Source organism: Pseudoalteromonas sp. MEBiC 03485, from assembly GCF_004195145.1.
In the GTDB taxonomy this organism is placed as follows: Bacteria; Pseudomonadota; Gammaproteobacteria; order Enterobacterales; family Alteromonadaceae; genus Pseudoalteromonas; species Pseudoalteromonas apostichopi.
In genome coordinates, this window is record NZ_SGBT01000002.1 from 294,737 (window position 1) to 308,271 (window position 13,535).

At 39.2% G+C, this 13,535-nt stretch carries 14 protein-coding genes; 9 read left to right on the forward strand and 5 right to left on the reverse strand.

The genetic code is table 11. The features are described from left to right. The first annotated feature begins 10 nt into the window (after window positions 1–10). The 4 genes from EVU92_RS18195 (at window position 11) to EVU92_RS18210 (ending at window position 4,041) form a co-directional block, all read left to right on the forward strand. The gene (locus tag EVU92_RS18195; protein ID WP_130052584.1) at window positions 11–703 is read left to right on the forward strand and encodes a DUF1080 domain-containing protein; all 693 of its coding nucleotides are present in this window, start codon (window positions 11–13) and stop codon (window positions 701–703) included. A gap of 1 nt (window position 704) precedes the next feature. Continuing rightward, a complete protein-coding gene (locus EVU92_RS18200; RefSeq protein ID WP_130052585.1) occupies window positions 705–2,384 on the forward strand; it encodes a GMC family oxidoreductase in 1,680 nt (559 codons plus the stop codon). Between the two features lie 2 nt (window positions 2,385–2,386). Then, on the forward strand, window positions 2,387–3,142 hold the full coding sequence (locus tag EVU92_RS18205; protein WP_130052586.1) for a gluconate 2-dehydrogenase subunit 3 family protein: 756 nt from the start codon (window positions 2,387–2,389) through the stop codon (window positions 3,140–3,142). Between the two features lie 68 nt (window positions 3,143–3,210). After that, window positions 3,211–4,041 carry a sugar phosphate isomerase/epimerase gene (locus EVU92_RS18210; protein ID WP_130052587.1) on the forward strand — a complete coding sequence of 277 codons (831 nt, stop codon included), beginning with the start codon at window positions 3,211–3,213 and terminating at the stop codon, window positions 4,039–4,041. Between the two features lie 104 nt (window positions 4,042–4,145). Here EVU92_RS18210 and EVU92_RS18215 read toward each other — a convergent pair whose 3' ends face one another. From EVU92_RS18215 to EVU92_RS18240, 5 genes are all read right to left on the reverse strand, one after another. Continuing rightward, a complete protein-coding gene (locus EVU92_RS18215) occupies window positions 4,146–4,466 on the reverse strand; it encodes a DUF2834 domain-containing protein (protein WP_130052588.1) in 321 nt (106 codons plus the stop codon). Window positions 4,467–4,617: 151 nt separating this feature from the next. Further along, window positions 4,618–5,031, reverse strand: coding sequence for a hypothetical protein (locus tag EVU92_RS18225; protein WP_205987948.1), 414 nt, complete (start codon window positions 5,029–5,031; stop codon window positions 4,618–4,620). 202 nt (window positions 5,032–5,233) lie between these two features. After that, entirely contained in the window at window positions 5,234–5,620 is a 387-nt protein-coding gene (locus tag EVU92_RS18230; RefSeq protein ID WP_130052590.1) for a hypothetical protein, read from the reverse strand. A 553-nt stretch (window positions 5,621–6,173) separates the two neighbouring features. After that, complete coding sequence (locus EVU92_RS18235) at window positions 6,174–6,560, reverse strand: SgcJ/EcaC family oxidoreductase (protein WP_175580347.1); 387 nt, start codon at window positions 6,558–6,560, stop codon at window positions 6,174–6,176. 282 nt (window positions 6,561–6,842) lie between these two features. Next, window positions 6,843–7,352, reverse strand: coding sequence for a LuxR C-terminal-related transcriptional regulator (locus EVU92_RS18240; protein WP_130052591.1), 510 nt, complete (start codon window positions 7,350–7,352; stop codon window positions 6,843–6,845). A gap of 197 nt (window positions 7,353–7,549) precedes the next feature. Here EVU92_RS18240 and EVU92_RS18245 point away from each other — a divergent pair, with 197 nt between their 5' ends. The 5 genes from EVU92_RS18245 to EVU92_RS18265 all read left to right on the forward strand — a co-directional run bounded on the left by EVU92_RS18245 (window position 7,550) and on the right by EVU92_RS18265 (window position 13,513). Continuing rightward, complete coding sequence (locus EVU92_RS18245) at window positions 7,550–8,539, forward strand: hypothetical protein (RefSeq protein ID WP_130052592.1); 990 nt, start codon at window positions 7,550–7,552, stop codon at window positions 8,537–8,539. A 3-nt stretch (window positions 8,540–8,542) separates the two neighbouring features. Further along, a complete protein-coding gene (locus EVU92_RS18250; RefSeq protein ID WP_130052593.1) occupies window positions 8,543–11,611 on the forward strand; it encodes a CusA/CzcA family heavy metal efflux RND transporter in 3,069 nt (1,022 codons plus the stop codon). Continuing rightward, window positions 11,604–11,909, forward strand: coding sequence for a DUF3240 family protein (locus EVU92_RS18255; RefSeq protein ID WP_055022338.1), 306 nt, complete (start codon window positions 11,604–11,606; stop codon window positions 11,907–11,909). Before EVU92_RS18250 ends, EVU92_RS18255 begins: the two co-directional genes overlap by 8 nt. Window positions 11,910–11,940: 31 nt before the next feature. Then, entirely contained in the window at window positions 11,941–12,663 is a 723-nt protein-coding gene (locus EVU92_RS18260) for a cytochrome b/b6 domain-containing protein (protein ID WP_130052594.1), read from the forward strand. 403 nt (window positions 12,664–13,066) lie between these two features. Next, complete coding sequence (locus tag EVU92_RS18265; protein ID WP_130052595.1) at window positions 13,067–13,513, forward strand: hypothetical protein; 447 nt, start codon at window positions 13,067–13,069, stop codon at window positions 13,511–13,513. Window positions 13,514–13,535 lie beyond the last annotated feature (22 nt).

The following is a 13,535-nucleotide window of genomic DNA, read 5'->3' on the forward strand; positions in this document are numbered from 1 at the left end:
GAGGAACACTATGTTTAAATCTCTTAAAGCACTGACTTTAATGCTTACCGTTAGTAGCTGTGCACTCGCTAATGCGGCTGACAATCAGCTTACACAACAAGAAAAGCAAGCTGGCTGGCAGTTATTGTTTGATGGCAAAGATATGTCGCAGTGGCGCAATTTTAAAAGCGAATCTTTAAATCCTGCGTGGGTTGTTGAAGATGGCGCGATGACATTAACCAAAGGTGGCGGTGATGTGCTTACCAAAAAGCAGTACCAAAATTTTGAATTACTGATTGATTGGAAAATCTCTACCAAGGGTAATAGTGGTATTTTCGTACTGGCTGATGAAACTGGGCAGATGATTTACTCACATGCTCCTGAAATTCAAATTATCGATAACGAAGAACACCCAGATACTGAAATTGATTCGCACTTAGCGGGTTCAATTTACGATTTATTTGCAGCGCCAACTGCGGCACACAAACCTGCAAATAGCTGGAACCATGTACGCATTAAGATGCAAGACAACCACTTACAAGTTTGGCAAAACGGTATCAGCACCACCAGCATTGTGATTGGTAGTACAACCTGGAATACCCTTGTTAAAGGCAGTAAGTTTGCAACCTGGAAAAACTTTGCAACAGCATCGCAAGGTCATATTGGGCTTCAAGACCACGGTGACAAAGTGTGGTTTAAAAATATAAAAATTAAGGAGCTATAAGATGTCTGATTTTAAACATAAGGTATTAGTAGTTGGCTCTGGTGCTGGCGGTGCCATGGCTGCTTACACGCTGACCAAACTTGGCCACAAAGTCTTATTACTTGAAGCCGGTCGTAATTATGACCCGAAAACAGAAAGCCCGATGTTTCGCCGTAACAACGAAGCCCCACTTATGGGGGCTGGTAATAAAGACAAAAACTTTGGCTTTTACGATGCAACCGTTGATGGCGGCTGGCAAGTGCCTGACGAACCTTATACTAGCGCTAAAGGCAGTGACTTTTACTGGTGGCGTGCACGTATGCTAGGTGGTCGAACTAACCACTGGGGCCGCTATTCATTACGCTTTAGTGAGCACGATTTTAAAGGTAAAAGCCGTGATGGTCACGGTGCTGATTGGCCTTTTGAATACGCTGATTTAGCACCTTGGTACGATAAAACAGAAGAGCTTGTTGGTGTGTGTGGTACCAATACTGGCCATGAAGATATGCCAGATTCATCGCCAGGTATTTTACAGCCACCACCGAAGCCGCGTGTTCCTGAGCTTTTAATTGCCGCCTCTGCAAAGAAAATGGGCATTCAAGCAGTGCCTATGCACCGCGCGGTACTAACCCGCCCGAAAGATGACCGCATGGCCTGTTTTTATGCAACACCTTGTGGTTCTGGTTGCTCGATTGGCGCCGCTTTCCAAACCACAACATCGCTTCTACCTATGGCAAAAGCTACGGGTAACTTAAAAGTAATTACCGATGCCATGGTTAAATCAGTCAAGGTTGATGAGCAAGGTAAAGTAACTGGCGTAACCTATGTTGATAAACATACGGTCACTGAGCATGCCATTGATGCAGATGTGGTTATCTTAGCAGCCAGTGCCTGTGAATCAGCGCGTATCTTATTAAACTCAAAAAATAAAAAGCACCCTAAAGGCCTTGCTAATTCAAGTGGCCAAGTAGGTCGAAACTTAATGGATTCGACAGGTGCATGGTTAGGTGCACAAATTCCTGCACTTAAAGGCCGTCCACGTTATAACGAAGATGGCCATACCGCTAATCACTTATTTATTCCTTGGTGGGGTCATCAAGCACAAGCTAACAATGAGCTAGACTTTCCACGAGGTTATCACTTTGAAATTGGCGGTGGCTTTAGACAACCAGGCTCGGGTGTATCGGGTGATAAACAAGGCTATGGTCCTGCCCTCAAACAACAAATTCGTGATGCATATGGCTCTTACGTTGGCTTTGCTCTGCGTGGCGAGATGTTACCGAACAAAGATACCTATATGGAAATTGACGAAAAGGTTAAAGACAAATGGGGTATTCCGGTATCAAAGTTCCACTTTAAGTGGTCTGACAGAGAGTTAAAGCAAATTGAACATGGTTTAAAAACTGCGAAGCAAATTTTAGAAAACATGGGTGCGACCGTTGGCGATCTCCCTCCTGCTGAAAAAGCAATTTCAAAAGGCGGCGAAATCATCCACGAAGTGGGAACCACACGAATGGGTAGCTCAAAGAAAGATTCGGTCACCAATCAATGGGGACAAACGTGGGATTGTAATAACCTATTTGTAATGGATGCCGGTGTATTTGCTTCAAATCCTCATAAAAACTGTACGCTCACCATCATGACGCTGGCAATGCGTAATTCAACTTGGCTTGCTCAACAAATTGATAACGGGGTACTTTAATTATGCATCATCGTAACGAACACGACTCATATAACTATGTTTCTAACATGAGCCGCCGTGAGTCTTTAAAATGGCTTGGCTTATTAGCTGCAGGCTCGGCAGTGGGTTTAACCGCTGGTTGCACAAAAGCACTTGAAGATGACGGTGCTGTCTCTGCAAAAGAGCATTGGCCTGATTTAGATATTAAGCCTGTCACCGCGAAAGGCTATGGCCAAGATCCTAATTTGGTGATGCCACCAGAATCACCTTGGCCACTGACCTTAACGGCTGACGAACTTACGTTAGTAGCGCTATTATCTGATTACATTGTACCGCGCGAAGGTGATATTCCTTCAGCCAGTGAGCTACAAGTACCGGCAGTTATTAATGAATGGGTTAGCGCACCTTATGAAGGCCAACAACGCGATAGAATTAAAATTTTAAATTCATTAGCGTGGCTTAACGATGAAGCACAGCTTCGTTTTAAAAAGCAATTTGTTGCGCTGAACGAAAAGCAACATCGTGCGATTCTAGACGATATTGCGTTTTTAAACGAGCAAACACCGGCGCAGTTTAAGCGTATTGGTAAAGCCTTTTTACGCTTTAAAGAGTTAGTGCTCGCAGCCTTTTTCTGTACACCTGAAGGCTGTAAAGACATAGGTTACCTCGGCAATGTACCAATTGCGGGTGATTATCCTGGCCCTTCTGATGAAGCAAAAGCTCATTTAGATCAGGTCTTAGCAGAGCTTGGTCTGAGCGAGTACGCCTATACCGATTAACTTTCCCCCTTGTGTTATTTTTAACACAGTGCAGGGGGTCACTCCCCTGCTTTTTTTAGGATTTAAGTATGTTTAAAACCCGCATTTTATTGCTCATTCTTAGCCTTGTATTTAGTGGTCAATTATTTGCAAAACTGCCAGTAAGTGTTCAGCTATGGTCAGTCAAAGACACCTTAAAAAATGACTTCCATGGTACGCTTAAGTCTCTTGCCAAAATGGGGTTTGACGGCGTTGAATTTGCCGGAGATTTTGGCCCTTACTCAAATAACCCAGCAGCCTTAAAAGCAAAGCTCACTGAATTAGGCTTAGTTGCCAGTAGTGCCCACATCGGCTTTGATGCACTCAGCGAAAGCACTATTGATAGCACCCTACTGTTTTACAAAACCCTTGGCGTTACCACACTTTATGTACCGTGGGATGAGCGAGCATGGCACCCAGAAGGAGTTAAATCTCTGGTTAAAGAGCTCACTAAAGTCAGTGATTATGCAATCCGTTTTGATATGAAGATCGGTTTTCACAATCATAATAAAGAGTTTAATGCATTCAATAACGCAACATTTTGGGATTATATTGCCAGTCATACCCCCAAAACCATGCCACTGCAGCTAGATATCGGCTGGGTTAATTACGCAGCTAAAGATCCAATTTACTTCATTAAAAAGTACCCTAACCGCACTCTCGCTACGCACATCAAAGTACGTACGATTGAGGGTAGCAACATGAGCCCGATTATCGGCGAAAACAACATTGATTGGCCTGCCATCATCGACACTTTAGAATCCCACGGCAACACCAAGTGGTTAGTACTTGAGCAAGAAGAATACCCACGTGGATTAACGCCGCTACAAAGCGTTGCTAAATCAAAACAAAACTTAGATAAGATTTTACTTGGTTTGTAATGTTATTGTAGAAATGAGCTCGCTTTAAACAAGTGAGCTCATGACTGAGATTTAGATTGGATGAGTAAGAAAAGCATTACCTTGTTTTTGGACAGAAGCGTTTGTTAGGGCTGCGGTTGGAGCGACTGCTTTTCTTTCAAGTAAAGATACAGTGGCAACCCAAACGATACACCAACTGACAAAGTTCCCAACACTGCAAAATATCGATACTTCACTTTATGTCTTTTGCCATCCACCACGATAAAACCTAATAGAGCAATCGCCGCAACCAAGACATCAAGCCAAGCAAAAATACTAATTGGGGTTGCCACCGCTTCACTGAACAAAAGACCAATATCTAAGCCATTGCTAACTAGCCAAGGAACAAACGCCCCGTATGGTAGCAATATTCCCAACAAAGTAAGAACCAGATAGAACCTTATCATTTCGCCACCCTTGCAAATTTTTCGTAGTAAGCCCTAACGCCTTGTTAAGGTGTGATGCACGCTATACCAATGCTTCCGCATACTACCTTAACCACTAAAACCAACGCATAGTAAAAATGCCACGCGTGCCGAATCACTCTTGAACAATTTGTTAGCCAACTTCTACCGCAGAGGTAATTAACCCGTAGCCCTCTATGTCCTCGTTATTTCCCATTGCATACCACAGCTCATCGAGAGTTGAGTTTGCATGCTTAAGAAATTCAATCGTCAAGAGTTCATCATAAGGTCGCTTAAACACTGCAAATTCGTCCTCACTGTCACCCAGATCGTATTCATACCTGTCGGGCTTTGCATGTGCCAAACTATTTCTTGCTTCTTGAAGTGCATCAAGGACTTCATATAACCCTTCGATATGCTCGACATTTAAAATCGAGAAAACTTTTTTTCGTTTCCAATGATACGGTTTCTTTTCCTTGAAACTTTCTCGGAGTAAGCCAAAACCCGCCATATTTATTAACGCCTCAGCCAGAAATGCATGTGAGATTAAACATGCTTGCATATCCATACTGATACCATTGGAATGACCAGAACTACTTTTCGTCTCAATGCAATCAAGTTGATATTGAGCTAAATTCGCCAGGTCTGAATGTGGGTTGTATCTAACTTGAAACTTCAAATTACCTCCAGTTGGCTAACGCCGCCAGCACGCGCGGCTTTGCAGTGAAGGCTGAGCCGCAACGGAAAAGCCGTCGCCGTGCCTGGCCTTATTAGGGCTGCCAGACGATATCGAGTGATCCATCTACGAAGCCCACCCCTATCCCTCGAGTTGATTTAAGCACAGAGGACAATCGATGTTCCGATAGCAGTAACTGCAAGAGAAGCTCCTTTAATCGATCCTGACATTTTGCCCAATCAGTTCCGGAAAACTCGATAGGAATAAATAACTGCCTTTCCTGCGGCTCCCATACTTCCTCACAAGCCCAATCTTCATCCTCTGGGTCGAACTCTGAGGTACCGACAACTTCCACTCCGAATTTGACTCCATCCCGTAGAGCCGGCTCGTACAAATTAAACGAGAAAGCGACCACACCTTCTGGTACTTTCTCTGGCAGCGCATCCACAAGCCACTCTTGGAATTCTTGTTCGAAGCTCATAGGTCCTTCGCCCTAACAATTTTATCGTGCGCGCTTCGCGCATCTTTCTGCCGATGTCACGCTCATGTATTAATAAATCTATTCTTAACAAATAACATAATGTATTGCCAACTATAATTTTTTATTGAAGCTAAAGAGATTCAGTAAAAAGAAAGTGCGCTCGTCACTCATTTTCTTGAATATGGGAGCACAAAACTGAACGGTATATTAAAACAGTCATTTGTATTGGTGATGACATAAAGTTAGTGGAATATCAGTTTTATGGAGTAGAGCCAATAGCATTAAATGAATAACACTGTACCTGATCGCTCAAAGACACCCTTAGAGTATTTGCGTTAACGCGAAATGGGCAAAGACTTGTTTGATAATGACTTGCACACTTATCCATGACTCCAAATAGGTTACCTCAATTAATCTATTTAGAGTTATGGGTTAAAAATACACAAAAAATCATCTATCGCCGTAAGGCGGTTAACTAATTAGCCAGCTCATTTTGGGGGTGGCATCGTATTTGCCATACACAATTACAGATATAAAAGTGACTCCATAGTTGTTATTCACACTTTACAATGATTTCATGACCATACGAATTATCGATTGAACACAACCAAACACCCTCTGAGCTTTTGGTAAAAACATATGTCGCTTTTCGGATTACTTCTGGGTAATTAGGTGCTGACACAACTGTATTTGCTAAAACTAAAGCAGTATCTTCGGTTTCAAGAACTTCTAAACCTTGTTGTTTTACTTGCAACCCATTTTTGAAATATACAGAAATTGCTTCAAAAGCCTTACGTATAGCAGCTTTACCCTTTGCATTTTTACCAGGCTCAATAACTAAAATGGCGTCATCTGTATAGATATTAAGAAGTGTATCGAAGTCTTCGGCAACAATTGCATTATCGGCTTTTCTGATTTGTTCAACTATCGGATGAGCCATGATTTCTCCAAAATTAATAATGTAACAGTTGAGTGTGATATTTATTGAAATATCATAATTTACCATTAAAAAACATAGGTCAATGACTGTTTACGTAAAAAATTATCAATGCAAACTCTGACTTGAAATTGGACAATTATGCGTTAGTGCCGAAAGAGCGCTCTGTGTTAATAGCGGACCATCATTTATTTACAGTAAAGACCATGCTTTTTTAAAGTATTCACCCTTACATACGCTTTAAAGAGCTAATCTCCTAGTGATAGTAGGCAAGATAAAGGATGACTACTCTATTGTACTGTCTGGCTCCATGAAGTCTTCTAAAAACCAAGCTGAAAACTCATGTCGACCCTCTACATCCGCTTTGACATATATACTAGAAGCCTGCTGACGAACTGTTTTTTCTTTAGTATCTCTTACACCACTAATTTCTCTAAAACTCAATCCCTTCAGCATCAACATAGCAACTTCTTGTTCACTTTTTGTCAGTCCCCACTGATTAAACTGTTCATTTATGACTTCACTGTATTTTATACGAGCGAGCTTCATTTCTTCCGAAATATTTTTTAGTTGAATGCCCGATTTATCTAATTCACTTTTCAACTGATTAATACGCTTTGTGCGGTTTGAAATATCTCGAACCAAAAAAACAAAACCAATCGCTGAAGCTAAAACAATCAAACTTTCTTCGACAATATGCCAAGTCGGAACACCTAAAGAAATATCAGTAATTACATCAAAAAAATTGAGTACCATTATTATAGCTAGAAGCACTGCTATCGCTTTATCTTTCATCTAAAAATCAACCAGTTAAAAAGTTTATGGGACATTTGTCTTATGAATTTACAACACATGCCTGACGTAAAAACTACACATTATTTGTAGGATAAGTTCACTTAAAAACAAAACAAGGCAACTATCGCGGTTAGCCTAACAAGAGTCAGTAACAAATGATAGCAACCTCATATCGATTATTCTCATTAATAGCGTCAATGTTTTTAACCGTTTTAAGCATGCAAACTCAAGCTGAACAAGTCACCAATTCAGTGATCGCCATTTCACAATTGGGAAGCTTTAAACATCAGTTCAAAACCGTACATCAGGTTGACAGTATGGAGATAGAGCAAGTGCTTGGAGAGGTATCCTTTAAACCTAAATCCAGTTTCAAAGTACAACTGCCTTTTACACCGCAACAAATATCTTTTTTATACAATCCGGGTGTTAAGGTAAGTAAAGGACAAAAAGTAGCTAGAATAGAAGGGCCAGAAGTACATCACTTCTTAGAAGAAATAGATGCCAGTAAATCAATATTTTTAAAAAGTAAGAAGCATCTTGAGTCTGTTAAAAATTATGCAAATTCGAAAACGATAAAAAGTGCTGAATGGTTAGACATCAACAAAACCTATCTTCAAGCAAAGTTAAGTTTTGAACACTTAAGCCATGCACTACAACAATTAGCCATCGATAAAAACGGCGATATTTTTATAATCAGTCCTTCTAATGGTCAACTTAAGTATACGAACGAACAATCACCATACCTTTTTGAAATAATTCCTTCACATAATGTTTTTGTAAAATCTTCGCTATTAGCAAGCACTGCAAAAAATGTTAACTCATTTAAAACTGAAGATAATTGCATACTAAAAGTAGAAAATGTTGACGAAACAATCAGCCGTTATAAGCAAACAGTCTGGAGTAGTTTCGACTCATCGTGTGAGCTTAAACTCGGGCAACAACTGTTACTAACACCTATCGTTTTAATTGAAGGTATTAAAGTCCCTCACCAGTCATTATTCGAACTCAATAACAAAAGCTATGTTGCAGTAAAACGAGGACAAGAAATAAACTTAGTTAAGGTCATTATTATTGGCAATGAGAATGATAGCTACATTGTTCAATCTGACAATCTAACACCTCAAGCCGAAGTACTTAGCTCCTTCGTTAGCATTGCCCAAGGTCTATTTCTCGGGCTGGGAGGATAAACGATGATAAGTGCGGTAATCAGGTTTTCTCTTATTCAACGAATTTTTATTACTATTTTGACTTTGCTCGTAACTGCTGCAGGAGTCAACGCTTGGTTTAATTTGCCAATTGATGCTTTTCCCGACATTTCTCCTACCCAAGTAAAAATTGTCTTAAAAGCACCGGGAATGACAACTTCGGAAATAGAAACTCAAATTACACGTATTGTCGAAACAGAGTTACTTGGTATTCCATCCCAAAAGATTCTTCGTTCAACTACAAAATATTCTATTACTGATATTACACTTGATTTTGAAGAAGGCACTGATATTTATTGGGCGAGACAACAAGTAAATGAAAGGCTGATGAATATTTGGGCTGAACTCCCAGAGGGTATTTCTGGTGGTCTTGCTCCTATGAGTACGCCTCTAAGTGAAATTTTTATGTTTACAGTTGATAATCCAAACTTAAGCCTTCAACAGCGACGTGATATTTTGGACTGGCAGATCAGACCGATTCTTCGAACAGTTGAAGGCGTCGCAGATGTAAACAGTTTAGGCGGCTATGTAAAAACATATGAAATAACACCAACTACTTTGAAAATGAAATCACTAGACGTTTCTTTTAGTGATATTGAACAAGCCGTAATAGCTAACAATTTAAATGGAGGACTTGGCCGAATAAACAAAGGTAACGACAATTTCGTTGTTCGAACACAAGGACAATTTGAAAAAATTGATGATATACGTCAGTTAGTTATAAAAAACAACCAACAAGGAATAATCAGGTTAGCCGATGTTGCAGCAATCAACGAAGGAAGTTTAATACGTTATGGTGCAGTGACACATAATGGTGAAGAGGCCGTACAAGGCTTAGTTATTGCGCTAAAAAACAGTAATACCGACCAAGTAGTAAGTTCAGTTAAAGAAAAACTTTTAGAACTAGAGCGCTCACTACCTAATGGCACTACTATCAATGTCTTTTATGACAGATCTAATTTGATTAGTACTGCTATTGAAACCATCACAAATGCATTAGTTCAAGCTGTAGTGCTCGTTATCATATTGCTAGCCTTATTTCTTGGCAACTTTAGAGCGGCACTAATTGTCTCTATATCCTTGCCGGTGGCAGCTCTTGCCACTTTTATATTAATGAGCCATTTTTCCATATCAGCAAATTTAATGAGTTTAGGAGGCTTAGTTATTGCTATTGGTATGCTTGTTGATTCATCTGTTGTCGTTGTTGAAAATACTGTAAATAGGCTTTCAGAAAACAGCAAACTTCCTAAGCTGCATGTTATTTATAGAGCATGTAAAGAAGTTTCTGTGCCAACTGTATCAGGAACATTAATTGTCGTTATTGTTTTTTCCCCTCTATTAACTCTTTCAGGGTTAGAAGGGAAGCTGTTTACGCCTGTTGCATTGACGATTGTTTTTGCGATGTTATCTGCGCTAGTTTTAGCGTTTACTTGCATCCCGGTGCTAGCTTCAATGATACTGAAATCAAATGAAGCGAGTGAGCCTAGCTTCATCAAATCATTACAAATACAGTACAAAAAGTCGCTATTAAGCGTTATTAATTCACCTAAATCAGCATCATCGATAGCTTTTTTGGTGTTGATCACAAGCATTTTTGCCTTTGTAAGTTTGGGGAAAAGTTTTATGCCTACGTTGGATGAAGGAGACATCATTGTTCAACTAGAAAAGTCGCCATCTATTACCCTGCAATCCTCTTTAAATATTGATACCCAAGTAGAGAAAGCACTACTAAAACAAGTACCTGAAATACTTCAAATTGTAGCCAGAACTGGATCAGATGAGCTTGGCCTAGATCCTATGAGCCTAAATGAAACGGATATATTCATGGAGTTGAAGCCTCAAAATGAGTGGCGCTTTGATACCAAGCAACAGCTAATCGAAGATATACGCAACGTATTATCAAATTACCCCGGTATGAACACGAATTTTACTCAACCTATTCAAATGCGGGTAACTGAAATGCTAACTGGCACTACAGGCGATGTATCAATAAAAGTTTTTGGGGATAAAGTCCAAGAATTAGCAAATATCGCTGAAAAAATGAAAGTGTTAGTAAGCCAAGTATCTGGTAGTCAAGACATACAAACAGCATTGATAGAGGGTGGAAAATACATTCGCATTTCATTAAAACCTGAAATAGCTCATCAATTTGGTTTAACCACTAAAGCATTAACTGATTTTCTAAAGCCACAACTTGAAGGCTCACAAATATCTAAACTAGTTACCGTTAATAAATTTACGCCTATTGTTTTCGGTGCTTCGTCGAAGCACAAAGCAAGTCAGATTGGCTCAATAAATGATTTGAAACAAGTATCTGTTTTAATGCCTGATAATACCATTTTACCTCTAGAGAGCGTCGCTGACATTAAGGTAGAACAAGAACCTTTACTGATCGAAAGAGAACGAGGTAAACGTTTTGTCTCAATTACAACCAATGTTGAAAACAGAGATGTGGTAAGTTTTGTTGAAGACTTACAAGCTAAAGTTCACTCTGAGTTGTCGCTTCCTAGCGGCTATTACGTAACTTTTGGTGGTGAGTTCGAAAATCAGCAACGAGCAATGAAGAACTTAATAATCGTTGTTCCTTTAGCTTTAATCTTAATTTTTGTGATTTTATTTACAACTTTTCGCTCTGTATCCTTAGCAAGTTTGATTCTTTGTAACATCCCATTCGCCTTAATGGGAGGGGTTTTTGCGTTACTAATATCTGAACAATATTTATCAATTCCTGCATCAGTTGGCTTTATTGCATTACTTGGTGTTGCAGTGCTCAATGGTATCGTTATGGTTAGTTATTTCGAACAGAGCAAAACCACTATATCTAATATCACTGAACGTGTAGTAGATGGCTCTCGAAGAAGGCTGCGTCCAGTACTTATGACCGCGACCACAGCAATGTTTGGCCTAATGCCTTTAGCGTTTGCTTCAGGTCCGGGAGCTGAGATACAAAAACCGCTTGCTATAGTTGTTATAGGAGGCTTACTGACTTCAACGGCAACAACACTCTATTTATTACCAATCTGGTATCGTTTATTGGAGCAGCGCAATGTTTAGTTCATCATTAGTTTTTACCTTCATAGTCCCTAAGAAGCACAAGGATGATGTTATCGACCAATTAATGCTGAGTGATATAGCATCCGGCTTCAACATTTTCCCGATCATGGGCTACAGCAAGAAACATAGTGCTTTTAGCTTAGAGGAACAAGTAAGAGGCTACAAAGATATGCTGAAGTTTGAAGTAGTTATTGAGCAATGTGAATTAGAAAAGCTTAAAGAAGAACTAAAGTTACTATTCACAACCATAAAAATTAGGTATTGGACAACAACTATCACCGAAACAGGCCATTTATAAGTTACGCAATCTCTGGAAAAGGAGAAATGTTATGAACAAAACTAGAACACTTACTTATGTATGGCCTAAAAGCATCAGGCTTTTTCACTGGATAAACGTCATCACAATTAGCTTACTAATTGTGATCGGCTTAATCATCTTTAATGGAAAAACACTTGGTGTAACGGTGGACGCCAAAATAATGCTTAAAACCATACATGTTACTATCGGTTACATTTTTGCCATAAACCTTATCATTCGGCTGGTTATGGGTTTTATTGGTTCGTCGAATGACATGTGGTCACAAACTCTGCCATTTATGAAAGGGTATAAGAAGGAACTAACTAAATTCAGACGTTCTCCCAAACAAGTATACAAAGGCCATAATCCAATAGGAAAGCTCATGGTATTAGCTTTGCTGATAGCAATGACAATTCAAATGGCAACGGGCTTAATACTGGCAGGGACTGATATTTACTACCCACCGTTAGGACAGCACTTTGCTAAAAGCATTGCGGTTGACGAGACTCAACTTGACGTAATCGAGCCTTATTCAAAAGTTAATGTTGACGATGAACGTTATAAGCAGCTTAGAGAGTTTCGCTCCCCCATCATCACTGCTCATGTATACGCATTTTATGCCCTAGTAATACTTATACCATTGCATATACTAGGTGTTATCGTTGCTGAACGAAGAGAAAAGTCAGGACTGGTTTCAGCAATGATCAATGGTTATAAATTTCTACCCGAAAAATCGAATAATCACAAAACTTAATTTAAATCTATTAGTTTATTAAGGCTATAAATACAAAAGGCAAACTGAGGTATTCCTTTTTGGAATTAAAATCTTTGGGTGATTGCTTACTAGTGAGAATTGGCAATTAATGCTAGATAAGTTATGCCGAATGGCAGCTAGTCGCTCAAGGCAGATCTTCCGACATATATCACTATAGACTTTGGTTTATTCGACTACTTGCTTTTCCTGACAACCAGACGCCTTTTATTTAGACTTAGAGAATAACAATTAATTATTTTATTTAAATTCAACAAGCTAAAAAAACCAAAGCTCAAAGCATAATAATAAACCATTAAAAATAGCATTTATTTTCATTTTTTTGGCAGATTGTTTTATCTAAGTAGCAAAGTACTATATTAGAAAAACCTCTCAAGGACTGAGAATGAAAGTATTGAATTTAAGGAAGAGTTCAGAGAAAAGCACACTTGCTATCCTCGTAACTTTAGCCGTTTTAACATTGTCTATACTGAAAGTGACATCACAAAAGCATCCACTTCATGACCTACTTTTAATGGCTTTTATGCTTACATCGATTGTAATTATATTTTTGATATTGAACAGTAAAAATGAGCTGACGATATGTCGCCACGGTATTTTTTATAGCTCTGCGTTTGGTAATGTTCATATTGAGCCAAACAAAACTAAACTAATTAAACAATATTCTAAATATGGTTTTAACTGCGTGGTAATTATTGGTCATGGCTACTTTATATTTGCGCCATTTTATTATTTAACGTCAAAACAAAAACAACGATTAAAACGATATGATAATAACTTGCTGCATTGGTTACAGGTAACGCGTAAACGCAGCAAGTTTCAGGGCTTTTAGTGACGAGTACAAAGCCCTTTTA

Excerpts from the sequence above, each read along its gene's own strand:
- EVU92_RS18195 (WP_130052584.1), top strand. The coding sequence starts at position 11 with ATGTTTAAATCTCTTAAAGCACTGACTTTAATGCTTACCGTTAGTAGC.
- EVU92_RS18200 (WP_130052585.1), top strand. The coding sequence starts at position 705 with ATGTCTGATTTTAAACATAAGGTATTAGTAGTTGGCTCTGGTGCTGGC.
- EVU92_RS18205 (WP_130052586.1), top strand. The coding sequence starts at position 2,387 with ATGCATCATCGTAACGAACACGACTCATATAACTATGTTTCTAACATG.
- EVU92_RS18210 (WP_130052587.1), top strand. The coding sequence starts at position 3,211 with ATGTTTAAAACCCGCATTTTATTGCTCATTCTTAGCCTTGTATTTAGT.
- EVU92_RS18215 (WP_130052588.1), bottom strand. The coding sequence starts at position 4,466 with ATGATAAGGTTCTATCTGGTTCTTACTTTGTTGGGAATATTGCTACCA.
- EVU92_RS18225 (WP_205987948.1), bottom strand. The coding sequence starts at position 5,031 with ATGGATATGCAAGCATGTTTAATCTCACATGCATTTCTGGCTGAGGCG.
- EVU92_RS18230 (WP_130052590.1), bottom strand. The coding sequence starts at position 5,620 with ATGAGCTTCGAACAAGAATTCCAAGAGTGGCTTGTGGATGCGCTGCCA.
- EVU92_RS18235 (WP_175580347.1), bottom strand. The coding sequence starts at position 6,560 with ATGGCTCATCCGATAGTTGAACAAATCAGAAAAGCCGATAATGCAATT.
- EVU92_RS18240 (WP_130052591.1), bottom strand. The coding sequence starts at position 7,352 with ATGAAAGATAAAGCGATAGCAGTGCTTCTAGCTATAATAATGGTACTC.
- EVU92_RS18245 (WP_130052592.1), top strand. The coding sequence starts at position 7,550 with ATGTTTTTAACCGTTTTAAGCATGCAAACTCAAGCTGAACAAGTCACC.
- EVU92_RS18250 (WP_130052593.1), top strand. The coding sequence starts at position 8,543 with ATGATAAGTGCGGTAATCAGGTTTTCTCTTATTCAACGAATTTTTATT.
- EVU92_RS18255 (WP_055022338.1), top strand. The coding sequence starts at position 11,604 with ATGTTTAGTTCATCATTAGTTTTTACCTTCATAGTCCCTAAGAAGCAC.
- EVU92_RS18260 (WP_130052594.1), top strand. The coding sequence starts at position 11,941 with ATGAACAAAACTAGAACACTTACTTATGTATGGCCTAAAAGCATCAGG.
- EVU92_RS18265 (WP_130052595.1), top strand. The coding sequence starts at position 13,067 with ATGAAAGTATTGAATTTAAGGAAGAGTTCAGAGAAAAGCACACTTGCT.